Here is a 24,687-nt window from a genome sequence, read left to right as displayed (position 1 = left end):
CGCGCCGCGGATCGGCTCGGCGGTCGCGCTAAAACCCCTCGAGCACGATTTTTCCGCGCATCGTGCCGCTTTCGATGCGGCGATGGGCGCGGGTCAGATTGGCGGCGTCGATGCGGCCGAAATTCTCGGCGAGGATCGTCTCAATCACCCCCTCATCGACCAAAGCCGCGACCTGCTCCAGAATGCGTTGCTGCTCCGCCATGTCCGGCGTCTCGAACAGGCTGCGGGTGAACATCGCCTCCCAATGCAACGAGACCGATTTCTGTTTGAGATCGCGGACATCGATCGGCGCCGGATCGTCAATCAGGCCGATCCGTCCTTGCGGCCGGATGGCGCGCACCAGCGCCGGCCAGTGCTGATCGGAGGCGTTGGTCGAGAAGATGACATCGACGCTGCGAAACCCGAGTTCGGCGAGCTGGGCGGGAATGTCGCCGCGATAGTCGATGACGTGATGGGCGCCGAGGCGCTTGCACCAATCGACGCTTTCCGGGCGGCTCGCGGTCGCGATGACGGTGAGCGCGGTGAGGCGGCGGGCGAGCTGGATCGCCATCGAGCCGACGCCGCCGGCGCCGCCAACGATCAAAAGGCTGCCCGCCGCCGCGCGTGGCACCTGCAGGCGGTCAAACAGCATCTCCCAGGCGGTGAGCGTTGCCAGCGGCATCGCCGCCGCCTCGGCGAAGCCGAGCCGGCGTGGCCGCCGCCCGACCAGGCGTTCATCGACGATCTGGTATTCCGCATTGGCGCCGGCACGGTTGATGGCGCCGGCATACCAAACCTCGTCCCCGACGCCGAAATGCGTCACCCCGGCGCCGAGTGCCCGCACCACGCCGGCGGCATCGAAGCCGAGCACCCGCTTCTCGCCGACCGGATCGGCCTGGCGGCGGAGCTTGGTATCGACCGGATTGACCGCGACCGCCTTGACCTCGACCAGCAAGTCGCGCTGGCGCGGCGCGGGATCGGGAAGGGTGGTATCGAACAGGGCGTCTTCCGCGTCGATCGGGCGGCAATGGGTATAGACGACGGCCTTCATGGCGTTCGTTCCCCCCGGGATTTTATCAATTTCACCAGAGCCATTCTCTCAGAGCGCGGCCTCTATCAGAGCATCGGCCAGCCGCTTGGCAAGCCACAAAACCGCGCGTCAGCCAATCCTGAGCAAGCGCGCGCCCTCGCCGGTAAGCCAGCGCACGCCCTCAGCCCGCCACGGCGTCAAGTCCTCGACCAAACTCCAGAAACACGGGCCGTGATCCATGTGGCGCAGATGGGCGACCTCATGGGCCGCGACATAATCCTGCACGAAGGGCGGGGCCATGACCAGCCGCCAGCTAAAGCTCAACACCCCATCGCGGGCGCAACTGCCCCAGCGCGTCCGCGTGTCCTTGACGCTGATGCGCGCCGGGCGCCGGCCGATCATCGCCGCTTTGGCGAGCGCGAGCGCTGAAAACCGCCGGCGCGCTTCGGCGCGCAGGAAATCGCCGACCCGGCGGGTCAGGAACTCCGCCCCGCCGGTGACGTAGAGCGTGCCCGAAGCGAGCCAGGCGCTGCCGCGCGCGCCGGCGGGATCGCCGTCTGGCAGATGGCGAATGCGATGCGAAAGCCCGTTGATCGGAATCTCGGCGCCATCGGCGAACGCGATGGCGCGCGGCAGGGCGGCGATGCGCTCGGCGACCCAATCGGCGTGGGTCATGAGGAGCGCGATCCCGGCCCGCCGCCCGGCCCGCGCCGGCAACGTCACCACGACGCCGCCGCCGCGCGGATCGATACGCAAACTGACCCGCCGCGCCTGCGCATGCCGGCGCCAGCGCACCATGGTCGGCCCGCCGGGAAGCGTGAGAATCTCCTCAGTCGCATTCATAGCAACAAATCTGCCGGGTTTCGCGCCCCGCCGCAACCGCGTCGGCTACATGCCGAGCGCCCGGCGATAGAGATCGAGCAAGGTCTCCTGCTCCTCGATCTCGGCCGGCTGCTGGCGGCGCAGCCGGATCAGCTGGCGCAGCACTTTGACATCGAACCCGGCCGATTTGGCCTCGGCGAACACGTCCTTGATGTCATCGGCGAGGGCCTTTTTCTCCTCCTCCAGCCGCTCGATGCGCTCGACGAGGCTGCGCAGCCGCTCGGCGGCGATGCCGCCGGTCTCGGGCTCCGCCTTGGTCTCCTTGGTCACATCTCTCAGCGCCATGCCATCGCCTCCATCCGTTGGGCGGGCCGGGGTAGCTTGGCGGCTCGCCGCGGTCAATGATCGCGATGGGATTGCGCGAAGGCTGCCTTTTGCGCTTCGCTCGCCGGCTTTTGATATTTCGCCTGCCACTCCTTGTAGGGCATGCCGTAGATGATTTCCCGCGCCTCGGGGTCGGTCAGGGCGATGCCGGCTTCCTCGGCCGCCTCGCGATACCAGCGCGAGAGACAGTTGCGGCAGAAGCCGGCGAGGTTCATGAGATCGATGTTCTGGACGTCACTCCGCTCGCGGAGATGGGCGACGAGGCGGCGGAACGCGGCGGCTTCGAGCGCGATGCGGGTCGCATCGTCGGCGGTGGGCTTTGTCATGGCTGGCCTCCTGGGGTTAGTCTCCATCCCGCCTAGATGGCGCCGCCGGTGGCGCTTCGCCATAGCGCGGCGGCGGCGGGGAGGGAAAACGTCATGGCGTTCGAGGAAGCGGCGGCACGAGAGATTTTGCGAGCGGTGTTCGATGCCGCGGTCGCCAGCGCCGATCCGCGCCGCGTGCTCGCCGCCCATCTGCCGCCGCCGCCGCGCGGCCGGGTGGTCGTCGTCGGGGCCGGCAAATCGGCGGCGGTGATGGCGCAGGCGGTGGAAGCGGCCTGGCCGGCGGTTTCGCTTTCCGGCCTCGTCGTCACCCGTTATGGCCACGCCGTGCCGACGCGCCGGATCGAGGTCGTCGAGGCCGCCCATCCGGTGCCGGATACCGCCGGCGAAGCGGCGGCGCGGCGCATCCTCGGCCTGGTGCAGGGGTTGCAGCCGGAGGATCTGGTGCTCGCGCTTATTTCGGGCGGCGCCTCGGCGCTGCTCGCGCTGCCGGCGCCCGGCGTGACGCTCGCCGACAAGCAGGCGATCAATCGCGCCCTCCTCGCCTCGGGGGCGACGATCGGCGAGATGAATACGGTGCGCAAGCATCTCTCGGCGATCAAGGGCGGGCGGCTTGCCGCCTGCGCGCGCCCGGCGCGGCTCGTTACACTTGCGATCAGCGACGTCCCCGGCGACGATCCGGCGGTCATCGGCTCCGGCCCGACGGTGCCCGATCCCTCCACCACGGGAGAAGCGCGTGAGATTCTCGCCCGCTATCACATCAGCCCGCCGGCTGCCGTCCGCGCTCATCTCGCCACCGCGGCGGCGGAGACGCCCAAGCCCGGCGATCTGCCCCACGCCTCCTTTCAGCTCATCGCAACCCCGGCGCTGGCGCTTGCGGCCGCCGCCGCGCGCGCGCGCGACGCCGGTCTTACGCCGCTCATTCTCGGCGATGCGCTCGAGGGCGAGAGCCGCGAACTCGGCACCGTGCTCGCCGGTATCGCGACCAGCGTGCGCCGCAACGGCCAGCCGCTGTCCCCACCCGCGCTGCTGCTCTCGGGTGGCGAGACGACGGTGACGCTCGCCGCCGCCGCCGCGCCAGGTGCCGGCCCGGCGCGCGGTGGGCGCAATACCGAATGTCTGCTCGGCCTCGCGCTCGCGCTGGCCGGCGCGCCGGGGATTTTCGCCCTCGCCGGCGACAGCGACGGCATCGACGGCACCGAGGATGCGGCCGGCGCGATCATCACGCCGACAACCCTCGCCCGCGCCCGTGCGGCCGGGCTCGACCCGCGCGCTGCCCTCGCTGCCCACGACAGCTACGGCCTGTTCGCGGCGCTCGGCGATCTCGTCGTCACCGGCCCGACGCTGACCAATGTCAATGATATCCGCGCCATTCTGATCGCATGAAGGGGATTCCGACCCGGATGAGCCCACACCCCCATCTCCGCCGCCGCCGTCGCACCAAGATCATCGCGACCATCGGCCCGGCGAGTTCGACGCCGGAAATTCTGGCACGGCTGTTTCAGACCGGGGCGGATGTGTTCCGGCTCAATTTCTCGCACGGGACGCATGCGGATCACGCCGCGCGGATCGAGGCGATCCGCGCGCTAGAGGTGGAATTCGGGCGGCCGATCGGCATTCTCGCCGATGTGCAAGGGCCGAAATTGCGTGTCGGGCGGTTTGGCGGCGGGCGAGTGCATCTGCAGACCGGGCAGGCATTCCGCCTCGACCTCAACCCGACGCCGGGCAATTCCCGCCGCGTCGAACTGCCGCATCCCGAGATCATCGAAGCGGCGCGGATCGGCACCATGCTGTTGCTCGATGACGGCAAATTGCGCCTTCGCGTCACCCATAAGCGTGACGACCATCTCGAGACCGAAATCGTGGTCGGCGGCCCGCTGTCTGACCGCAAAGGGGTCAACGTTCCCGATATCGTGCTGCCGATCCCGGCGCTCACCGAAAAAGACCGCGCCGATCTTGCCTTCGCCCTCGATCATGGCGCCGATTGCATCGGCCTCTCCTTCGTCCAGCGCCCCGAGGATGTCGCCGAAGCGCGCGAAATCGCCGCCGGGCGCGCCTGGATCATGACCAAGCTCGAAAAGCCGCAGGCGCTCGATAATCTCGACGCCATTCTGGCGCTTTCGGATGCGGTGATGGTGGCGCGCGGCGATCTCGGCGTCGAATTGCCGCCCGAGGAGGTGCCGCTCGCGCAAAAGCGCATCGTCAGCGCGGCGCGCGCGCTCGGCCGCCCGGTGGTGGTCGCGACCCAGATGCTGGAGAGCATGATCAACGCGCCGGCGCCGACCCGCGCCGAGGCCTCCGATGTCGCGACCGCGGTGTTCGAGGGCGCAGACGCGGTGATGCTGTCGGCCGAGACCGCGGCCGGGCAATATCCGTTCGAGGCGGTCAATATCATGGACCGCATCGTCGCCCGCGTTGAGCGCGATCCCGGCTGGCGCGCGGTCACCGAGGCGGCGCGGCCGCGGCCGGAGCATTCCTCCGCCGACGCCATCGCCGCTGCCGCCCGCGCGGTTGCGCACACGATCGAGGCCAAGGCCATCGCCGCCTTCACGTCCTCGGGCAGCACCGCGCTCCGCGTCGCCCGCGAGCGGCCCGATTGCCCGGTGCTCGGCCTCACCCCCGATGTCATGACGGCGCGGCGGATGGCCTTCACCTGGGGGGTGCATGCGCTGATCACGCCGCTCACCCATTCGATGACCGAGACCGTCGCGCGGGCGCTTCGCCTCGTCGAGCAGGAAGGTTTTGCCAGCAGCGGCGAAGAGATCGTTGTCGTTGCCGGCGTGCCCTTCGGCAAACCCGGCACGACGAATGCGCTCCGCGTCGCCAGAGTCAAGTAATCACTTCTTTTGAAGAAAAGAAGCAAAAGGACTTTTGTCCCGATGTCTCGGAGTGGCAACTGCCTCGGCACGGGCAGTGCCGCAGGCACTGCCCAACGGGAAAGGTTTTTTGGTTCTTTTTTTCAAAAAAGACCCCCATTTCATACCAACCTCTCCGAGGATTTGGCCGCAAGAAACGGAACGCGTTGGTAGGGGCGGGGCGTTAGGTGAGCTTCACCAACACTCACAGGAGCCCTTGCCATGAACGCCGTCCCTGCTTTCCGCATTCTCGGCCTTCCGGCGGAACCGTTTGCACCATTTTTCGCGATGAGCGATGCCGAACTCGCCGCACAGGGCGCTGTTCGCCGGATCGCCGACGACCGCGTTCCCGGCTATCCATGCCGCGTCAGCCTCACCGATTCACACCCGGGCGACACCCTGCTGTTGGTCAACTACGAACACCACGCTGTCCACTCCCCCTACCGCATGCGGTTTGCCATCTATGTGCGCGAAGGAGAGACGCGGTTCGACGCCGTGAACCAGGTTCCCGAGCAGCTCCGGCTTCGCACCCTTGCCGTCCGCGGCTTCGACGCTGCGGGGATGATGCGCGACCGGGCCCTGGTCGACGGGCGCGAGGTCGAGACCGAGATCGCTCACCTGTTCGCGGACGAGGAAACCGCTTATCTGCATATCCATTTTGCCGCCCCCGGCTGCTATGCGGCAAGAGTGGAACGCGCATGAGCATTTTTCACACTGAAGCGACGCGGCGGGAGGCGGTCGCCGCCCGTGACCGGGCTGCCGATGGGGCTTTCGTTTATGCCGTCACCACCACCGGCGTCTATTGCCGGCCGAGCTGCCCGGCACGGCGCGCCAAGCCCGAGCATCTCCGTTTCTTCGCGGATCCAGCGGCGGCGGCTCGGGCCGGGTTTCGCCCCTGCCGCCGCTGCCGGCCTGACGAGCCGACGGCGAGCCGGCACGCGGCGGCGATCGAAGCCGCGTGCCGCCTGATCGAAGCGGCCGAGACGCCGCCCGATCTCGGCGCCATCGCCGCGCGTGCGGGCCTCAGCCGGTTTCATTTCCATCGTGTCTTCAAGGCGGCGACCGGCCTCACCCCGAAAGCCTACGCCGCTGGATGGCGTGCCAAACGCGTCCGCGCCGCCCTCGCCGCAGGGGCCTCGGTGACAGAGGCGATCTATGACGCGGGGTTCGGCACGAGCAGCCGATTCTACGCCGAGGCTTCGCGGCGGCTCGGCATGGCGCCGCGCGCCTGGCGCGGCGGCGGCGCGGGGGCGCGTCTCCGTTTTGCCCTCTGTGCCACCAGTCTCGGCGCCATCCTGGTCGCGGCGAGCGAACAGGGCATCGCCGCGATCGAACTCGGTGATGAGCGCGAGGCCCTGCTCGCCGATTTCCAGGCGCGTTTCCCCGAGGCCGAGCTGATCGGCGGTGATGCGGATTTCGCACGTTTGGTCGCGCGCGTCGTCGCCCTGGTCGAGCATCCGGAGAGGGCGGCTGATCTTCCGCTCGATATCCGAGGGACCGCGTTTCAAGAGCGGGTTTGGCGCGCGCTTCAGGCGATTCCACCCGGCATGACGGTGTCCTACGCGGCGCTCGCCGAACGCATCGGCGCCAAGGGCGCGGCACGCGCCGTCGCCGGCGCCTGTGCGGCCAACCCGCTCGCGGTTGCCATTCCCTGCCATCGTGTGGTGCGCAGCGACGGCGCGCTGTCCGGCTATGCCTGGGGGGTTGGCCGCAAGCGCGCTCTGCTGGCGCGTGAGGCGGCGGCGAAAAACAAGCCTTGACCGCAGGAGCTGTTTTCATATAGTGGCTTAGACGCCGTTTCTCAGAGATTTTGTCAGCAAAGCTGTGCGAGCCTTGGGGGCGGGTCGTTTTTTGGGAGTTTTTGCCCTGCCCGAGCGGGGCAAACCGGCCGGGAGTCGATCCGGATGTCATCGCCGCCTCTGTCCCGATTGGCCATCCGTCTGGTCCTGCTCCTGCTCCCCGTCCTGCTCGCCGCCTGCGCTGGCCATTCCACGCTGACCGCGCGCGAGGAAGCCGCCCGCTACGCCGCCGAGGCGCGCCGCCACTATCCGCCGCCGGGCCCGCCCAATGACCCCTGGGGCCCTTACATCACCGAGGCGTCACGACGGTTCGATGTTCCGGATCGCTGGATCCGCGCGGTCATGAAGGTCGAATCCGGCGGGCATGAGTTCCTCGCCGGCCGGCCGATCACCTCGTCGGTCGGGGCGATGGGGCTGATGCAGCTGATGCCGGCAACCTATGAGGAAATGCGGGCGGAAAACCATCTCGGCGAGGATCCCTATGATCCGCACAACAACATCCTCGCCGGCGCCGCCTATTTGCGGGCCATGTATGACCTCTATGGCATCCCGGCCTTCCTCGCCGCCTATAATGCCGGGCCGCGCCGGCTCGATACCTATCTCGCTGGCGCCGCGCCGCTTCCGGATGAAACGCGGCGCTACGTCGCCATGATCGCGCCGGCGATCGCCGGCACCTATCCCGCCCGGCGCTCGCCGTCCGAGCAGCTCGCCTATAACCGGATCCCTGATATCGTGCCGCCGGGGCGGCGTGGCAGCCAGATGCTGTTTGCCGCAAAGAGCGCGCCGCCGCCCAGCGCGCGCAGCGCGCCGCCGGTTCAGGTCGCGAGCCGCTCCTTGATCGCGCCGGTGACCGCCGAGCCCTTGCCGCCGCTCCCAGCACCGGCGCCGGCGCCGGCATCGCACTCGAGCCTCGCCCTTGCCGCCTATGTGCCGCCCATCCCGGCGAGCGGCGGGCATGGCGGGTCTGCCGGCTTTCACCTGATTTCCCAGGCCGTCGCCGAGCCGCTGCCAATGCGGCGGGGCGAGGCGGCCGGGCATGATTGGGCGATCCAGGTCGGCGCCTTCGCCAGCGCCGCGCAAGCGCATGCGGCGGCGCTCGCCGCGCGCGACGCCGCCCATCTCAGCGCCGGCCAGCCGCTGGTCGGCACAGTGCAGCAGGCCCGCGCCCGGCTCTATCGCGCCCGCCTCACCGGGCTTTCCCGCGCCGCCGCGATCGATGCCTGCGAACGCCTGACGAAGAGCCACGGCACGTGCCTGGTGCTCTCGCCAGACGCCCAATCCTGAGTGCGCCGGCGCGATCTTTCCCGGAAAATTGTTCGCCCCGGCGGTTGCCGCGCGTGGCGCGAGCGGGCATGCCGACGTTTCCCGTAACCATCCCGGAGGGGTCCGCAAGATGTTCTGGTCGGCGGCCATCAAGAGCGTGCTGCTCGCCTTCCCGGCGCTATTTTCGATCGTCAACCCGATCGGCGGCGCGCTGATTTTTCACGAGGCAACCGCCGATCGCAGCCCCGCGGAACGCGCCTGGATCGCCGGCCGGGTCGGGATCTACGCCACCCTGGTGCTGCTCGGCTCGCTCCTCGCCGGCACCTATATTCTCAATTTCTTCGGCATTTCTCTCGCCGCGCTGCGCATCGCCGGCGGCCTGGTGATTGCCGTCAAGGCCTGGGAACTGCTCTCGGGGCCCGAGCACAAGGCGCGGCCGGCCGAGCGCGCCGCGGCGCCGGCGGGGGAGGCGGCGGCGATCGCGTTTTTTCCGCTCACCATGCCGCTCACCGCCGGCCCCGGCGCGATCTCGGTTTCCATCGCCCTGGCCTCCGAGCGACCGCATGAGGGGATCGCGGTCGGCGGCTTCTTTCTCGGCGCCTCGCTCGCCGCCTGCGCCCTTTCGCTGCTGATCTGGGTCATGTACCGCTCCGCCGACCGGCTGATCGGGTTTCTCGGCCCGACCGGCGTTGCAACGCTCAGCCGCCTGATCGCCTTCGTGCTGCTCTGCATCGGCACCCAGATCACCATCGACGGCGTGCAGGCGACCTTGAAACCGGTGTTTGCGCAGTAGCGGAAAAGGAAGAAAAGAGGTTCTTTTTTGAAAAAAAGAACCAAAAAACTTTATCCCGCTAGTCAGAGAGAAAGCGTCACCGCGACCGGTACGTGATCAGAGGCTTGCGGCCAATCGCGCGCGTCTTTCAGCGTGATCTGATCCCGGAGTGCGGGGATAAGATCAGGGGTTGCCCAGACGTGATCGAGCCGTCGGCCACGATCGGAGGCGCGCCAGTCGCGATTGCGATAGGACCACCAGGTGAAATGCTTTTCCGCCGCCGGCACGAAATGGCGGACCGCATCGACGAAGCCGGTCTCCAGCCACGCCGCGAGCCCCGCCGTCTCGGGCGGGGTGTGGCTTACGACATCGAGCAATTGGCGATGGCTCCAGACATCGGTCTCGAGCGGCGCGATGTTGAGATCGCCGACGATGACGGTGCGGGAAAGCGCAGGCTGGGCCGCGAAAAAATCCCGCACTTCGGCGATGAAGGCGAGCTTGTGGGCGAATTTCGGGTTGGTTGCCGGGTCCGGGACGTCGCCGCCAGCCGGGACATAGAAATCATGGAGATCGAGCGGCCCGCCCGCGGTCTCGAGGCGGACGGCGAGATGCCGGCAATCGTTCTTGCCGCACCAATCGGGAAACCCCTCCAGCACCGTGATCGGCCGGCGCGAGAGAATGGCGACACCATTATAGCTCTTCATGCCGCGATGGGCGATGTGGGGAAAACCGAGCGCCCGCACCGCGTCCGCCGGAAACAGCGCATCCTCGACCTTGGTCTCCTGAAGGCAAAGCACGTCCGGGTTGAGCGCCGCAACGAGATCGGCCAGACGCGGCAGGCGAAGACGGAGCGAGTTGATGTTCCAGGTGGCAATGCGCAGACTCACGCGACTATCCTGGTCGCGACCGTGCCGACCCCCGCGATCTCGCCCGCCAGCCTATCGCTGCGCTTGATGGCGGCGACACCCTCCGGGGTGCCGGTGAAGATCAGATCGCCGGGCGCGAGCCGCACCAGCCGCGAAAGCGCGGCGATGATCTCGGGCACGCTCCAGATCATGTCGGCGAGATCGGCGGCCTGGCGCACCGTGCCATTGACGCTGAGCGCAATCCGCCCCCGCGCCGGATGGCCGATCCTCGTCGCCGGGGCGATGGCGCCGATTGGGGCGCTGGCGTCGAACCCCTTGGCCATGTCCCAGGGGCGGCCGGCTTTCTTTGCCTCCGCTTGCAGATCGCGCCGCGTCAGATCGATGCCGGCGGCATAGCCGAAGACATGCGAAAGCGCATCGCGCGCCGCGATGTCGGCGCCGCCGGTCGCGATCGCCACCACCAACTCCATTTCGTGATGAAGATCCGCGGTCGCCGGCGGATAGGGGCAGTCCGCGCCGTCGATGACCACCGCATCCGCGGGCTTGGTGAAAAAGAACGGCGCCTCGCGTTCCGGATCGCCGCCCATCTCGCGCGAATGGGCGGCATAGTTGCGCCCGACGCAAAAGATGCGGCGGAGCGGGAACATCCCGCCGCCGGCGACCTGCACCACCGCTTGCGGTGGCGGCGGGATGACATAATCGGCCATGAGACACGCTCCTCGCACAGAAGGGAGTTAGGCGATGATCACCTTACGCTTGGGGAAACGCGCCACGACGTCAAGCGGCAGGTTGAAATGCTCGGCGACGAGCTGGGCCGGGTTGCGCGCCAGCCAGTCGCTGATCGAGATGTCACCATAAACGCCGCTATTGAGGACGACGAGGACGCGAAGCGGCTCAGTGCCGGTATTTTCGATGTAATGGCCATAGCCGCGCGGCACATAGCCAACATCTCCGGCGCGATAGTCCCAGGTCACCGCCCGCGCCGTCGAGCCGAACACCGTCATCCGCCCTTGGCCGGAGAAGTAGTATTGCCACTCATCGGCATGCGGATGCCAATGGAGTTCGCGGACCGCGCCGGGATTGATGTCCTCGATGACCCCGGTCATCGTCGTCGAGATCGGAAACTCCTTCGAAGAAACGATGCGGACGGTACCGCCCGGCGCCTCGATCGGGCGCTGGGCGAGCAACGGATAGCGATGGGTTTGCGGCGCCGAGACGAGACTGCCGACCGCCGGCTCGAGCGGCAGCGGCGGCGGCACCGTGCCGGGCATGATATAAAGCTCGTGGTCGGGGATTTTCGCAAACGCGGCGGCGGTAACGCCGAGGTTTTTCGCCAGCACCTCGGGCGGGGTGTGCGCCAGCCAGTCGGTCACGCTGAACGTGCCGAATTCGGAAAAAGCGCCGTCATCGAACACCAGCATGAACTCGCAGCCATCCGGCCCCAGGCCCTGGATGGAATGGCCGTAGCCGCGCGGGAAATACCAGACATCGCCAGGGCCGAACTCATTGGTTTCGGCATTGCCGTCGGGATCGATCACCGTCGTGCGGGCGTGGCCACGCAGCATGAACGCCCACTCGGCGGCGAGCGCATGCCAGTGGAGTTCGCGATAAGCGCCGGCATAAAGCCGCATATTCACCGCCGCCAGCGCTTTCGAGGCGGGAAATTCGGCGACCGTCGCCTCCCGCGCCCAGCCGCCTTTATTCTCTTTTTTGTGGCTGTTGGCGAAAACATATTTGAAGCTCGGAAGCTCGCCATGATCGGTCGGCAGACGCGGCGTGACGGCGGGCTCGGGCGCAGGCAGTTCGGGCTCGGCGGCGTTCGCCGTGGCTGCCGCGGCGATCAGGCCGGTGCTGGCCGCCGCCGACAACAGGCCGCGGCGCGAGACGGGGAGAGTGGGCATCCGGGCGTTTCCTTTCTAAGCGCTGGCAAAAGCGTTTCGGCGAATTCAAAGTGCGAATGGATCGCATTTGCAGCGCGGATGTCCAGAGGAAGGAAGCATGGCAACCATGCCGCAACAAGGCGTCACAAAGTCGTGAGGCGCTAGGCCGCCGTGGTTTCGCGCCTGCCGGCCGGGGCGAGGGCGGCGGCGAAATCGGCGAAAATACGAGCCGAGAGCGGATTGGTCGCGAAATCATACTCCGGGTGCCATTGCACGCCGACGGCGTAGCCCGCTTCCCGGCCATCCGGCCGCGTCACCACCCGCACCGCTTCGATGGTGCCGTCGATCGCCACGGCTTCGACCACCAAGCCCGGTGCGGGCCGGTCGATCCCCTGATTATGGAGTGAATTGACGGCGATGTCGGTCGTTCCGGCGAGGCGATGAAGCCAGCCGCCCGGTGTTGCCCGCACCCGATGGGCAAGCCCGGTGCGCACTGGCGCGAAGGGCTGCAGCGGCGTCGAATGGTCGATATGGCCGGGGAGATCCTGCAGCCGCTGATGCAGCGTGCCGCCGAGCGCGACGTTCAGCTCCTGCAAACCGCGGCAGATCGCGAGCACCGGCATGCCGGCGGCGATCGCGGCGCGCAGCAGCGGCAGAGTCGTCGCATCGCGGGCGGCATCTTCGGGCGCGCCTTCTGGCTGCGGCGGGCCGCCGTAATTCTCCGGCGCGACGTTGGAGCGGCTGCCAGTAAAGATCAGCCCGTCGAGCCGGGCGAGCAGGGCGGCGATGTCGGCCTCGGCGCCATTGGCCGGGATCAAGAGCGGCACCCCGCCCACCACCCGATCCACCGCCCGGACATAGGTGTCAGAGGCGGCGTGGTTAGGCATGCCGTAGATGCCGAAGGTTTTCATGCAGCAGGAAATGCCGATCAGAGGTTTCATCATGCAAGACCGATGGGATCGCCCGCGATTATGGCGGCATTGCGGCGGGCGGCGGTTATCGCTTGGGGCCGGTCGGTGGCGTCGGGGTGACCTTGAACTCAAACAAGGCCTCGGGAAACTGGCCGCCGATCTCGATATCGCTAAGGCTGACGCGGGTTTCGCGCCGCTGCTCGTCGAGCACGATCCATTGCCGAAGTGAAAGCGGATCGGTGTCGAAAGCGAGGCTCAGCGAGCCTTGCCACCAGCGCTCGGCGCGCAGCACCGTCACCTGGATCAGGCCGGGGACGCGGGTGATATCGGTGATCAGAATATTGCCCGAGAGCTTGATCTCGGGGGCGAGAATAATCGAGAGCGGCGTGTCGCCAAGGGCGACCTCGCTGGTTTGGCCGAGTTGCGAGTCGTGGAAATAGACGTCACCGTGATTGGCGACCAGAAGATAGGGCACTGGCGGGTCGTATTCGAAGCGGAGTTTGCCCGGCCGGTCGATCCAGGCGGTGCCATGGCTGTCGCTGCCATCTGGCGCGATCTGCTCGAAACGCGCTTTCAGGGTGTGGATGGCGTTGAGATAGGCCTCGATACGCGCGATATCGGCGCGATCCTGCGCGGTCAGCGTCATGGCGCTGATCGCGCTGGCGCGGCGCGCAAGGAGCAGGGGGGCGAGGGTAAGGCATGCGAGAGCGGCGCGGCGGGCGATCATGACGCGCATGTGGCACGCCGCTCCCGGCGAGAAAACCCCTCGCCCGCCATATCAGCCCCGCGCGCGCAGAATCTCGGCGGCATGGCGGGCGGCGCCGGCTGCGGTGAGGAAAAATCGCCCGTCGCGATGCTCAACGCAACCAAGATGCGCGAGCCGCGCGAGGCAGGGGACATCTTTCATGGCAGCGTCCGCTTCCGGCCGGCCGGCGGCCCCGCTCAGAAACAGCCGATGCAGGGCGGCGCGGCAGCAGGTTTCGAGATAGGGTTCCGACCACATCGCCGCGACTTTGCGCTTTGATCGGCGAATGACAAGGGCCGGGCTTTGCCGTCCGGCGTTTTTGCCGCGAAGATGGCGCGATGGCCGGTCTGCTTCCCACCCTCGCGTTGCCGCTCTTGCGCCACTTGCCGCCCGAGACCGCGCATGCCCTCGCCTTGCGCGGCCTTGGCCTCGGGCTTGCCGGGCGTGAGCGCGCGCGCGTCGATCCGCGCATTGCCCAGACCCTGTTCGGCCGGCATTTCCCGAACCCGATCGGGCTCGCCGCCGGCTTCGACAAGAATGCCGTCGCCGTTCGCCCGCTGATGGCGCTCGGCTTCGGCTTCGTCGAGATCGGCACTGTGACGCCGCTGCCCCAGCCCGGCAATCCGCGCCCGCGCCTCTTTCGCCTCGACGCCGAGCGCGCCCTGATCAACCGGCTCGGCTTTCCCGGGGAAGGTTTGGCGCGCGTTCTGCCCCGTCTTGCGGCACTCGGGCCGCGTTCGGTGCCGCTCGGCGCCAATATCGGCCTCAACAAGGAAGGCGCCGTTCCCGAGCGCGATTATCCTGCCCTCGCGATCGCCTTGGCGCCGCATGTCGATTACCTCACGCTCAACATCTCCTCGCCGAACACGCCGGGGCTCCGTGATTTGCAGGCAAGCGCGCGGCTTGCCGCCATTCTCGCCGCGGTCAAGCGGGCCTTGCCTGAGGCGGCGCCGCCACTCTTGGTGAAAATCGCCCCCGATCTCAGCGAGGAAGCGCTCGCGGCGGTGGTCGAGACCGCGTTCGCCGGAGGGGCTGCCGGCTTGATCATCGGCAATACCAGCGTCCGCCGTCCGCCCGGGTTGCGTTCGCCCCACGCCGGCGAGGCGGGCGGGCTTTCCGGCCCGCCTTTGTTTGCGCACGCGCGTGTGATGCTCGCCCGCGCCGCCCGCCTCGCCGCGGGCCGCCTCACGCTCGTCGGCTGCGGCGGCGTCGGCACCGGCGCCGAGGTGCTGGCGATGGTCCGCGCCGGCGCCCATCTGGTTCAACTTTACACCGCCTTCGTCTATCAAGGGGCGGCGCTGCTCCCGCGGCTGCGGCGCGAACTTCTGGTCGCGCTCGATGCGGGCGGGTTCGCGCGCCTCGAAGACGCGCGCGGCGTCGATATCGCCTCTCTCGCGGAGACATCATGGAACATCTGACCGGCCTTGCCCCCCTCGTCCCGCGCTATCGCGGCTTCATCGTCGATCTCTGGGGGGTGGTGCATGACGGAATCCGCCCCTATCCCGGCGCGGTCGATTGCTTGCGACGTTTGCAGCAGGCGGGAAAGCGGGTGGTACTGCTTTCTAACGCGCCGCGGATCGCGAGCGTCGCGCAAGCGGCGATGCGTGAGATGGGGATCCATGATGACCTCTATAACGGCATCATGACCAGTGGCGAGGCAACGCGCGACCGGCTCGCGCGGCGTGACGATCCGTTCTTCGCCGCTCTCGGGCGACATCTCTATCATCTCGGCCCGGCACGCGACCGCAACGTCTTCGCCGGGCTCGATTACACCCCGGTTGCGACCCCCGGGGCGGCCGATTTCGTCGTCAATACCGGGCCCGACGAGACCGCCGGCCTGGTCGATCTCCCCGCTTATGAGGACATCCTCCGCGCCTGCCGGGCGCGCGATTTGCCCATGGTCTGCGCCAATCCCGATCTCGAGGTGATCCGCGACGGCGCCGCCGTGCTTTGCGCCGGCGCGCTCGCCCAGCGCTATGAGGCGCTCGGCGGCAAGGTGTCTTGGATCGGCAAGCCCGACCCCGCCATCTATCAGCCGACATTGGCCATGCTCGGCTGCCCGCCGGAAACCGTGCTCGCGATCGGGGACGCGCTCCGCACCGACATCGCCGGGGCAAAGGCGGCGGGGCTCGCGAGCTGCTGGGTGATCGGCGGCATCCATAACGCGCTGCTCGGCAACCCGCAGGCGATCGAGGAGGCCGCCGCCGGCGAGGGTGTCACCCCGGTCGCCGCCATTCCGGCGCTCTGCTGGTAGGACGGACAAAAGTTTTTTTGGTTCTTTTTTTCAAAAAAGAACGCGCTTCCTACCCTTTTCTTCCCGCCTTCGCCCGTGTGCGACGTGACGCGGGGGCGAGCATTTCCGGCCGCGTGCCGGAGATGCGCTCGATCAACCCGGCCATCGCGTCGAGATAGTCGGCCATCGCGAGATGGCGTTCGGCATAGCGGCGGGCATTGGCGCGCAGACGCGCCGAGAGCGCGCGGTCCTCGAGCACCGTGAGCACCCGCTCGGCGAGCCCGGCGGGGTCGAGGAAGGGGGTGAGGAGGCCGTTTTCGCCGTCGCGGATGAATTCGCGCACCGGCTCGGTATCGCTGCCGATCACTGCGCAGCCGCTTGCCAGCGCCTCGCGCAGCGACCAGGAGGCGACGAACGGGTAGGTGAGATAGACATGCGCGTCCGAGCGCTGCAAAAGCCGCCGGTAATCGCCGTAATCGATGCGCCCGACGAGATGGACGCGGCGCTCGTCGATAGAGGCTTTCACTTCATTGAAAAAAAAGTCCCGCCAGGTGCCGTTGGCAAGCTTGGCGCCATAGCTCACGCCGTCGCCGCCGACCAGGATGACGCGGAGATCGCGCCGCGCGCGAAAAAGATGCCGCAGCGCCCGCATCATGATGTGATAGCCGCGATAGGGTTCGAGATCGCGGGCGACGAAAGTCACCAGCTTTTCCCCTGGCGCGACGGTAACGTCCTTGAGCGCGAACGGGGTTTGCGCCGCCAGGGGGTCGGGCTGGCAGAGTTCGAGATCGGCGCCCTCGGGGACGATGGTGATGCGCGGGCGCGCCCAATCGGGGTAGGTCGCGTGCTGAAAGCGGGTCGGCGTCTGGCCATGGCCGGGGAGGTTGAGCGCCAGCAGATTGACCGTGTTCTTGATCCGAATATTGGAGAGCATGTGCGGCGCGGTCGGAAACTCGGGGTCGAAGCCGACATCGAGCCCGTCAGTGTGATAGAAAAACTCGAAATAGCCGAGCATCGGCACGCCCGGCCAGATATCGCAGAGATCGAGCATTTCGCCCCAGCCGTGATGGCCGATGATGATGTCGGGCTGAAAGCCGAGCTCGCGCAATTGCGCCGCGGCCCGCGCCACCGCTTCGGCGCGGATCATCGCCGGCTCGAGTTCGCGCAAGTTACGGTGCGCGTCCTGGCTCGGCTCGCGGCCGAGGCGATAGACGAGCTTGCGCACCCCAGCAATCATATTCTGGTTGTCGTCGGTCAGAAATAGAATTTCGTGCCGCTTCGTCGCCGCCAGATAGCGCAGCAGATGAAGATATTGGCCGGGGAAATTCTGGTGGACGAAGAGGAATTTCACGCCGTGCCGTCACCGTCCACGTCGGGGTGGGGCCGCTTTGCCGGTACGGCCGGTTTTGCCGGCCGGTTTTGCCGGCGCTTTGCCGGGCGCGGGTTTCGCCGGGGGTTTGGCCGGCGGAGATTTCGCCGCCGCCGGCTTGGCCGGTGCCTCACCACCGCTGCCCGCCTGACGCCGCTGCAAAACGATCTGAAACGCTTCCAAGGGCGCCAAGCTTTCGGCCTCGCAGGCCTCGCCATCGGCGACCGGGCCGATCGCAGTGCCGTCAACGAAGGTTGCGGAATAGGTGCAGCGATGGGTCTCGCGGGCCTTGCCACGCAGCCGCACACGCAGCCCGAGCAGCGGCAGCGCCATGCCGCGGCTGCCGCAGAGCTGCCCACCCTCGACCCAGGGCGAGAGCCAACCCCGCCCGAGCACCGCCTGATATTCGATGTCCGCCGGCGCCACCTCGCCGCGCGGCGAAAGCGCGAATCCCTCGACCCAGCGCTTGCTGCCGCGATCGCCGATCCACTCGCCGAGCATCGCGCCGATATCGCCGCGGAGCTGAACGTGCGCCGCGATCTCGAAATTGCCGTGCAGTGGGAGCGCCGCGCCGGCCGGCGCCACGCCCGGCGCGGCGCCAGCGGGAGGCACCACCGGCGCCGCGGCGCCGGAGGCGAGCGGCGGGCGGCGCGGGTCGGCGACGGCCGGCATGGCGCGGCCAGCGGCAGGCGCGCCGGCGGCCTCCTCGGCCAGCCGCAGCACTTGCAGGCGCGGGGCGTTTTCCGGCCCGCCCGGGGCCTGATAGATCGTCACCAGAATCTGCGCCGGCCCCTCGCTCACCCGCACGAGGGCGGCATCGGCGGCGCCGCTTAGCCAGCCATCGGGCCGAAACGCGGTGATGCTCACCGCCTGCGGCCGGCTGGCAGCCCCGGGCGGCAGCGAAATCCGCACCCCAGGCAGGCCTGACCCGTCCTCGTTACGCTTGGCGCCGGGGGTCTGGACGATGCAGAAAAGCCCCGTCTCCAATGTCATCAAATGCCCCGAAACACGCAATTCGGAAAACATCTTCTGGCCGAGCTTGGCGGTGGGCGCGGCGGCGGCGGTGGCGTCTGACATTGCGTGTATTCCTGCTCTGTTAGAGAGGTAACGATTTTGACGAGGGTCCATGTATTTCTCTAGCGGTATCAAGCGGATCAGTAAACCGCGTTGATCGCGCCGCAATCTCGGCCGCGTGCAGCAAGGCGTTATTCACCGCCGACGCCGGCAAATCAAGCCCGAGCAACAGGCCGCGTCCCGAAGCCCGGATACGTTCGGCCTGGGCGCCGAGATCGAAGGCGACGACGAAAAGCCCGGCGCGCCAGAGTTCGCTCAGCGTATAACACCAGGTCTCAGGCACGACCGAGGGCAGGAAGCCGAGCGCGCCACCTTGGCGCGCGATCAGCGTGACCGCTTCGGTAGGCTGGTAATCGCCGGTGATGAAGACTTTTCCGGTGGCGAGCAGGGCCTCGTCGCCGGTGGTGACGCCGACGACGGTGAAGGCGAGCGGCAAATCCCGCGCGCGCGCATCGAGAGCGCAGGCGAGCAGCCGCCGATAGCCTTTTTCGACGCCGATCGCGCCGGCGAGAACAACGCGCAACACCCCCGCCGCCGGCGCGATGGCGGCCGGCGCGGCGGCACTGGTGGTTTCCTCCCAGGGGAGCACCTCGGGCCGCAAGGCCGGGAAATGCCGGGTCAGCCGGGCCGCGACATCGGCCGCCGGCACCACCACCCGCGCCGCCGCGGCGAGCAGGCGGGCCGAGCGCAGGCGGAGCGCCGGGGCGTCGATCTCCTCCTCGATCTCGCGCCCGGCCTCGGCGACGCACGCGGCGCACGCGGTAACCGGCGGCTCGCCGCAATAGCGCCCCTCCGCGCCGAGCAGCTTGATGCGCGGGCAAAGCCACGCGTAATCATGCACATGCACCTCATAGGGGCGCCCAAGAGCGCGGCAGAGGGCGAGCACCGCGTCATGGTCATGCCCGAGCAGGTGATGGATCTCGATCGCCTGCACCCTCTCCGCCCGCAGCAGCGCGAGGAGATCGCTGGTCTCGAGCGGCAGGTCGAAGCCGAGATCGGGATAGTCATCCGCCGCCTCGGCGCGGGTGAGATAGGAGCGGTTGACGCCGGCCTCCGCGCGCGGGCTGCCGCGCAGCAGAACGACCCGCCACCCTGCCGCCGCCAGCGCCTGCGCCCGCGCCGTGATCCGCGTCTCGACGCCGCCGCCACGATCATGCGTGATGAGGAGGGCTGCTCGCATGGCGCGCCCGCGGGTTGCGATGAAGCGGGCGCGATCGAAGCGCCGCCGCGCCGGGGCGAGCGGGTCGGCGGCGACATAATCGGCGATCAGCGCGTCATAGCCGGGATGGAGCCGCGCTAGAGTGGCGGCGTTGCGGGCGCGAAGCGCCGCTTGGCCGGCGCCAAAGGAAACGCCGCCGCGATGGGCGACGAATACCCCGCTCGCCGCCACATGCCGCCAGCCAAGCGCGCGGGCGCGGAGGCAAAAATCATTCTCCTCGCCATACCCTTGGGCGAAGACATCCTCGCGCAACAACCCGACCTGATCGAGTGCGGCGCGGCGAATATAAAGGCAAAAACCAACGCCAACCGGGATTTCGACGACCTTGCCGCGGCCGGCGCGCGCGGCAAGCGCGGCGAGACGCTCAGTTGCCGCGAGATCGGGCATCGGATTGCCGCCCTCGCGCCGTGGGTAGCTCAGCAGCGTCGCGTCATTGGAAAACGGCGTTGCGGTCGCGATCGCGGGTTCGGCGTAGGCGGCGTCGCGCAGCCCGCCGAGCCAGTTCCCGGCGACCAGGGTGTCGCTGTTGAGCAGCACCACGTCATCGCGGCCGGCGGCGCGAATGCCGGCATTGGCGGCGCCGGGAAAGCCGCGATTGCGCGGCAGGCGGACGAGGGTGATGCGCCGGGCGCGGGCCAGTTGCGCGAGCGCCAGCACCAATTCCGGCTCCGGGCTCGCATCCTCGACCACGATGATCCGGGTTGCCTCCCGACGCGCGGCGAAGAGGCTCGCGAGACAGGCGAGGGTCTCGGCGACTCCGCGATAGACCGGCACGACGATGCTCACCCGGCGCGGGCGGGCGCGGCGGCGCTCGGCGGGCTCGCCACGGAGATCGGCATGGATCACAGCCCGCGCGGCGAAGGCCGAACGCCCCGCGCGACGGCCATCCTTGCCTGCCATCCCGCCTGTCGCGCGCGCCAAGGCACGCGCCTCGGCCATCGCGCTCGCCCGTTCGGCGCCGGGATCGAGGGGGCTTCCGAGCAAATCGCGGCCATCGCCATCGCGAAGTGACAGCGGCGCGGCGGCGTGTGCGAACCGCGCCGCCGGCACGAAGAAGCCGCGCGGCCGCGCGAGCGGGGTCGCGCCAGAGACGGCGATCGTGGTGTCGGTCGCGGCGAGGCGCGCGATCAGACGGCCATCGCGGTCATGAACGAAAAGCCACGGCGTCGCGTCGGGGTCGGCGGGATGCCAGGCCCAGCCGGTGAGATTGCCGTCTTCTTCTCTCACCACCCCTTCGATCCGGCGCAAGGCGGCGAGCCGGATCGGGCTGCCGAGCAATGCCGTGCCGTCCGCCAGCGTCACCGCGAGTTCGCGCCCGCCGAGCAATGCGGCGTGGAGCCGCGCCCGCCCCTGTCGCCAGCGGAGCGCGCACGCGACGCCATCGCAAGCGACGCGAAGCCCGGCCGGCGCAAGATGGGACGCGACCATCAGCGTGCCGCCGCTCAGCATCGCACACCAGCCCGGCGCGCCGACCGCCGCCGCGATCCGATCCGCCCCCTGCGCGAGATGTGCATCGATCGCCCCGGCATGGCCGGAAAACGCCGCGGCCAGGGCCTGCGCCGCGCCCGCGACCTCGCCGTCCCGCAGCCGCGCCGAGGCGAGCCCGATCCAGGCGACGCGCAGATCGAACCGCGCCGCGATCTCAGCAAGCGGTTTTGCCTGCCCGGGTTCGCCCTGCCCGAGGCGGGCGAGGGCGAGGGCGAGGCGCGCGGTTTCATCGCGTGGCGCGATCCTTGCCGCGCGTTCGAGCCAGCGGAGCGCGGCAGCGCCATCACCGGCCGCCAAAGCCGCTTCGCCGCGGTCGAGCGCCGCCCGCGCCGTCTCCGCTTGGCGCGCGGCGAAGGCCGCAGCCAGCGCCGCCGCTTTGGCCCGCATCGAAGCCGGAGAGGCGTTGCGCGGGCCGTCCGTCACGCCGGAAGCCGCCGCCTCGGCCGGCCGCGCGCCAGCACGCTCAGGCGCTTTGCTTGGCGTTGCGCGGCGCCGGCGCCTCGGCCGGTGGCGGGAGATGGGCGAGGTCGCCGGCCGCTTCGGTGATCCCCTGCGCCACCGCCCGTTCCAGCCATTGTCGCGCCTCCTTCGGGTCCTGGCGCCCGGCGAGGCCGCGCGCGAGGTAGCGGCCGAGCATCATCTGCGCGTGGCCATGGCCGCGTTCGGCGGCGCGGCGAAACCAGAGCGCGGCCTCGGCGCGATCGCTCGGCACGTCGTGGCCGCCGCCGAGCATCGCCCCGATCGCGAACATGGCGCCGACATGGCCGTGCTCGGCGGCGCGCCGGAACCAGCCGAGCGCCGCCGGATGATCCTGCTGGCCGCCGGCGCCGCTGACCAGAAGCTCGGCCAGCGCGACCTGTGCCTCGACCATGCCGGCCTCGGCGGCGCGGGTGATCCAGGCGGTGCCTTCGGTGGGATTGGGCGCGACGCCGCGACCCTCGATGAGCATGCGGCCATACCAATATTGCGCGTTGGCGATACCGTCGGCGGCGCGGCGCATCCATTGCGCCGCCTGGCGATCATCGCGCTCGACGCCAACCCCTTCGGCGAGGCAGACGCCGAAATTGAACGCCGCCACCAAATCGCCGGCCAGCGCCGCTTCCTCGAACCATTCCCGGGTGCGGGTGCGTTCTTCCGGCCCGGCCGTGCCCTGGCGCACGAGAGTGGCGAGTTCGGCCTTCGCCTGCGCGTCTCCCGCCTCGGCCGAAACCCGGAACCAGCGCGCCGCTTCTTGCGGGTCGCGGGCGGTGCCGGCGCCGGTCAGATGCATAAGCCCGAGGGCGCGCGCCGCGGTGCGATGGCCCGCTTCGGCGGCGCGACGGAACCACAGCGCCGCCTCGGCGTAATTGGGCGGTAATTCGCCGCCGCGGGCATAGAGATCGCCGACCACGGCAGCCGCCTCGGCATCCCCGGCGAGGGCGGCGCGACGCAGCCAGGATTCGCCTTCTTGCACGTTTTTCGCAACACCGCGGCCTTCAAGGAGGGCGAGACCAAGCCGCGCCTGCGCCGGGCGCACCCCTTTCTCGGCGGCGGCACGATAAAAGCCGATCGCTTTGGCCGGGTCGCGCGCGACCCCGTCGCCACGGTCATGCATTTCACCGAGGAGATATTGCGCGCTCGCGAGCCCGGCCGCCGCCGCCGCCGCCAATTGCGCCGCCGCTTCACGGAACGCCGCCGCGTCGGGGGTTCCGCGCAGCAAGGCCAGCGCGAGGCCGAGCCGCCCCTGCGGCGAGCCGGCTTCCGCGGCGCGGCGATACCATTCCTTCGCCGCTGCGAGATCGCGGCCCGCTTCTGGGCCGGAGGTGAGAATATAGGCGAGCAGCGCTTGGCCATCGGCGGAGCCGGCTTCGGCGGCGCGTTCGGCCCAAAGGCGTGCGGCGGCAAAATCCGGCGCGCCGGCCTGCGCGGCGCCGCGTGGGCGGGTCAGCGTCGCGGCCGCGATGCCATCGTCAGCGCCGAGGCCGCGCAGGTAAATCGTCGCGAGCAACGCCTGTGCCTCGACGAAGCCTTGCTCGGCGGCGGCGCGGAGCCAGCGTGCCGCTTCGGTCACGCTTGCCGGCACGCCGCTCGCTTCGAGGTAGCAACGCCCGACCCGGTATTGCGCTTCCGCGAGCCCGGCGGCGGCGGCGCGGGCGAGCAGCGGAAAAGCACGGTCCCAGCGCCCCCCCTCGCCCCATTCGAGCGCGAGACGCAAGCCGGCGCGCGGCGACCACAGACTCTGAAGGCGCGTGAGGAACCCGGCCATGAAGTGGCTTATCGCTTCATGGCTCGCGCATGCCTTCGGACGCGACCGGCATCACGCGGCCGAGGAGATAATTGAGGATGGTGCGCCGGCCGACCTTGATATCGGCGGTGACCGGCATGCCCGGCGCCACCTTGAACCCCACCGGCACACCGTGCAGCTTGATCTGGTCGAGCGAGATCCGCACGCGATAGAAAACCCGCCCGCCTGGGACCGGGTCATGCGGCTGATCGGTCAGCGGGTTGGCGGGATCGCTTTGGGTGAAGCTGTCGGGGCTGATCACTTTCACCTCGCCCTCGGCATCGCCATACTGGGTGAAGGGGAAAGTGTCGAACTTCACCGCCACCGGGTCGCCGACGCGCAAAAACCCGGCATCGGAGCCGGCGGCATTGGCCTCGACCAGGAGCGGCGCCGAAGCCGGCACCAGGGTGATGAACTGGCTGCCGGTCTGCAGCACCGAGCCGACCGAGACTTTCGCGACGGTGAGCACGATCGCGTCCTCGGGGGCGCGAAGCTCAACGAGTTGGCGGCGCAGCACCGCTTTTTTGAGCTGTTCTTCGGCGTCCGAGAGCTTGCGCCCCTGATCGGTGAGGTTTTGCAAAACCTCGGCGCGCCAGTTTTGCAAATAGGCATCGCGCTCGGCGATCATGGCGCGAAGATCGCGGGTCGCGGCCTCGGCATTGTTTTGCGAGAGCGTGAGATAACGCGTCATTTCGATGCGGTTATCGGCCGCCGACAGCGAGTTGAGGCGGCTTCCGACCTTCAAATCCTGCAATTCGCGGCGCATGCCTTCGACGTCGGCGGCGACCGTGAGGCGCTGGCGGTAGTAATTGGCCTCGGCCAGGCTGCGGGCGATGGTGGTTTCGAGACTGTTGATTTTCTGCTGGTAGTTTTCGAGTTTGAAGGTCTTTTCCGCCGCCCGCTGGGCGAACACCGCCGCTTGCAGCCGGGTCGCATCGCTGTCGAGGGGCGGCGTGTAGGGCTTGTCGGCGGCCTCGGCGGTGAGCCGGTCGACCTCCGCCTGATAGCTCCGCACCTGTTCGCGGAGCGCGCCGAGATCGGCGGCGGCGAAGGTCGGATCGAGCTCGGCGAGCATGTCGCCCTGATGCACGAGCTGCCCCTCATGCACCGCGATCGAACGCACGATGGCGGTATCGAGCGGCTGCAAGACCAGGGTGCGGGCTTCCGAGATCACCTTGCCCTGCGTCGTCACCACCTTGTCGATCTTGATCAGGCCGGCGGCGAGAAAAAATGTGATCACCGAGAGCGAGATCACCCAGATGACGCCGCGCGCGGCACCGATCGGGCGGGTCGCGAGCAGCGCTGCCGAGGGAGATTGGAATTCGAGCAATGTGTCGGCGAAGGCCGCCTCACTCGCCGCGGCACTCGCCGGCGCCAGGGTTTGCGCGCGGATCAGGGCGTTCCGGGCCATC

The 24,687-nt window shown here is 68.8% G+C and carries 23 protein-coding genes; 8 read left to right on the top strand and 15 right to left on the bottom strand.

What is annotated here, in order from left to right:
• Positions 1-28: 28 nt before the first annotated feature.
• The 4 genes from ACP5M5_RS02090 to ACP5M5_RS02075 form a co-directional block, all read right to left on the bottom strand.
• A complete protein-coding gene (locus ACP5M5_RS02090; RefSeq protein WP_427935201.1) occupies positions 29-1,030 on the bottom strand; it encodes a zinc-binding alcohol dehydrogenase family protein in 1,002 nt (333 codons plus the stop codon).
• Between the two features lie 108 nt (positions 1,031-1,138).
• Positions 1,139-1,852, bottom strand: a complete 714-nt coding sequence (locus ACP5M5_RS02085; RefSeq protein ID WP_427935200.1) for a M48 family metallopeptidase — start codon at positions 1,850-1,852, stop codon at positions 1,139-1,141.
• A gap of 45 nt (positions 1,853-1,897) precedes the next feature.
• Positions 1,898-2,176: a DUF2312 domain-containing protein gene (locus ACP5M5_RS02080; RefSeq protein WP_274964300.1), complete on the bottom strand. Its 279-nt coding sequence runs from the start codon at positions 2,174-2,176 to the stop codon at positions 1,898-1,900.
• Between the two features lie 53 nt (positions 2,177-2,229).
• The gene (locus ACP5M5_RS02075; protein WP_427935199.1) at positions 2,230-2,541 is read right to left on the bottom strand and encodes a DUF1244 domain-containing protein; all 312 of its coding nucleotides are present in this window, start codon (positions 2,539-2,541) and stop codon (positions 2,230-2,232) included.
• A 93-nt stretch (positions 2,542-2,634) separates the two neighbouring features.
• Between ACP5M5_RS02075 and ACP5M5_RS02070 the strand changes: the two genes are divergently transcribed.
• The 6 genes from ACP5M5_RS02070 (at position 2,635) to ACP5M5_RS02045 (ending at position 9,248) form a co-directional block, all read left to right on the top strand.
• Complete coding sequence (locus tag ACP5M5_RS02070) at positions 2,635-3,924, top strand: glycerate kinase type-2 family protein (RefSeq protein ID WP_427935280.1); 1,290 nt, start codon at positions 2,635-2,637, stop codon at positions 3,922-3,924.
• Between the two features lie 17 nt (positions 3,925-3,941).
• Positions 3,942-5,375, top strand: coding sequence for a pyruvate kinase (gene pyk, locus ACP5M5_RS02065; RefSeq protein WP_427935197.1), 1,434 nt, complete (start codon positions 3,942-3,944; stop codon positions 5,373-5,375).
• 240 nt (positions 5,376-5,615) lie between these two features.
• Positions 5,616-6,095, top strand: coding sequence for a DUF1203 domain-containing protein (locus tag ACP5M5_RS02060; RefSeq protein ID WP_427935195.1), 480 nt, complete (start codon positions 5,616-5,618; stop codon positions 6,093-6,095).
• Entirely contained in the window at positions 6,092-7,153 is a 1,062-nt protein-coding gene (gene ada / locus ACP5M5_RS02055) for a bifunctional DNA-binding transcriptional regulator/O6-methylguanine-DNA methyltransferase Ada (RefSeq protein WP_427935194.1), read from the top strand. The genes ACP5M5_RS02060 and ada overlap by 4 nt, the downstream gene beginning before the upstream one ends.
• A 144-nt stretch (positions 7,154-7,297) precedes the next feature.
• Positions 7,298-8,476 (top strand): lytic transglycosylase domain-containing protein, encoded by a 1,179-nt coding sequence (locus ACP5M5_RS02050; protein ID WP_427935192.1) that lies wholly within the window; start codon positions 7,298-7,300, stop codon positions 8,474-8,476.
• Between the two features lie 109 nt (positions 8,477-8,585).
• Positions 8,586-9,248, top strand: coding sequence for a MarC family protein (locus tag ACP5M5_RS02045; protein WP_274964306.1), 663 nt, complete (start codon positions 8,586-8,588; stop codon positions 9,246-9,248).
• 62 nt (positions 9,249-9,310) lie between these two features.
• Here ACP5M5_RS02045 and ACP5M5_RS02040 read toward each other — a convergent pair whose 3' ends face one another.
• The 6 genes from ACP5M5_RS02040 to ACP5M5_RS02015 form a co-directional block, all read right to left on the bottom strand.
• A complete protein-coding gene (locus ACP5M5_RS02040; protein ID WP_427935278.1) occupies positions 9,311-10,108 on the bottom strand; it encodes an exodeoxyribonuclease III in 798 nt (265 codons plus the stop codon).
• A gap of 2 nt (positions 10,109-10,110) precedes the next feature.
• On the bottom strand, positions 10,111-10,800 hold the full coding sequence (locus ACP5M5_RS02035; RefSeq protein ID WP_427935190.1) for a fumarylacetoacetate hydrolase family protein: 690 nt from the start codon (positions 10,798-10,800) through the stop codon (positions 10,111-10,113).
• A 27-nt stretch (positions 10,801-10,827) separates the two neighbouring features.
• A complete protein-coding gene (locus ACP5M5_RS02030; RefSeq protein ID WP_427935188.1) occupies positions 10,828-11,994 on the bottom strand; it encodes a cupin domain-containing protein in 1,167 nt (388 codons plus the stop codon).
• Positions 11,995-12,134: 140 nt separating this feature from the next.
• Positions 12,135-12,914 carry a gamma-glutamyl-gamma-aminobutyrate hydrolase family protein gene (locus ACP5M5_RS02025; RefSeq protein ID WP_427935276.1) on the bottom strand — a complete coding sequence of 260 codons (780 nt, stop codon included), beginning with the start codon at positions 12,912-12,914 and terminating at the stop codon, positions 12,135-12,137.
• A gap of 55 nt (positions 12,915-12,969) precedes the next feature.
• Positions 12,970-13,620, bottom strand: a complete 651-nt coding sequence (locus ACP5M5_RS02020) for a LolA family protein (protein ID WP_427935186.1) — start codon at positions 13,618-13,620, stop codon at positions 12,970-12,972.
• A gap of 42 nt (positions 13,621-13,662) precedes the next feature.
• Positions 13,663-13,887 (bottom strand): hypothetical protein, encoded by a 225-nt coding sequence (locus tag ACP5M5_RS02015; protein ID WP_427935185.1) that lies wholly within the window; start codon positions 13,885-13,887, stop codon positions 13,663-13,665.
• Positions 13,888-13,967: 80 nt separating this feature from the next.
• Here ACP5M5_RS02015 and ACP5M5_RS02010 point away from each other — a divergent pair, with 80 nt between their 5' ends.
• Together ACP5M5_RS02010 and ACP5M5_RS02005 are read left to right on the top strand one after the other, a co-directional pair.
• Positions 13,968-15,047 (top strand): quinone-dependent dihydroorotate dehydrogenase, encoded by a 1,080-nt coding sequence (locus ACP5M5_RS02010; protein WP_427935183.1) that lies wholly within the window; start codon positions 13,968-13,970, stop codon positions 15,045-15,047.
• The gene (locus tag ACP5M5_RS02005) at positions 15,035-15,883 is read left to right on the top strand and encodes a TIGR01459 family HAD-type hydrolase (RefSeq protein WP_427935182.1); all 849 of its coding nucleotides are present in this window, start codon (positions 15,035-15,037) and stop codon (positions 15,881-15,883) included. The genes ACP5M5_RS02010 and ACP5M5_RS02005 overlap by 13 nt, the downstream gene beginning before the upstream one ends.
• 49 nt (positions 15,884-15,932) lie before the next feature.
• Here ACP5M5_RS02005 and ACP5M5_RS02000 read toward each other — a convergent pair whose 3' ends face one another.
• Genes ACP5M5_RS02000 through ACP5M5_RS01980 form a run of 5 tightly spaced genes read right to left on the bottom strand, consistent with a single transcriptional unit; the run spans position 15,933 to position 24,686 of the window.
• On the bottom strand, positions 15,933-17,213 hold the full coding sequence (locus ACP5M5_RS02000) for a glycosyltransferase (RefSeq protein WP_427935181.1): 1,281 nt from the start codon (positions 17,211-17,213) through the stop codon (positions 15,933-15,935).
• A 9-nt stretch (positions 17,214-17,222) separates the two neighbouring features.
• Positions 17,223-18,308, bottom strand: coding sequence for a hypothetical protein (locus tag ACP5M5_RS01995; protein WP_427935179.1), 1,086 nt, complete (start codon positions 18,306-18,308; stop codon positions 17,223-17,225).
• 19 nt (positions 18,309-18,327) lie between these two features.
• Complete coding sequence (locus ACP5M5_RS01990; protein ID WP_427935178.1) at positions 18,328-21,435, bottom strand: glycosyltransferase; 3,108 nt, start codon at positions 21,433-21,435, stop codon at positions 18,328-18,330.
• Positions 21,436-21,475: 40 nt separating this feature from the next.
• On the bottom strand, positions 21,476-23,257 hold the full coding sequence (locus ACP5M5_RS01985; RefSeq protein ID WP_427935176.1) for a tetratricopeptide repeat protein: 1,782 nt from the start codon (positions 23,255-23,257) through the stop codon (positions 21,476-21,478).
• 16 nt (positions 23,258-23,273) lie between these two features.
• Positions 23,274-24,686 carry an HlyD family type I secretion periplasmic adaptor subunit gene (locus ACP5M5_RS01980; RefSeq protein ID WP_427935174.1) on the bottom strand — a complete coding sequence of 471 codons (1,413 nt, stop codon included), beginning with the start codon at positions 24,684-24,686 and terminating at the stop codon, positions 23,274-23,276.
• Position 24,687 lies beyond the last annotated feature (1 nt).

Origin of the sequence: Acidibrevibacterium sp., assembly GCF_049965395.1 — a bacterium.
In the GTDB taxonomy this organism is placed as follows: domain Bacteria; phylum Pseudomonadota; class Alphaproteobacteria; order Acetobacterales; family Acetobacteraceae; genus Acidibrevibacterium; species Acidibrevibacterium fodinaquatile.
Note: the sequence above shows the minus strand (reverse complement) of the source record. Positions and strands in the feature narration are given on the sequence as shown.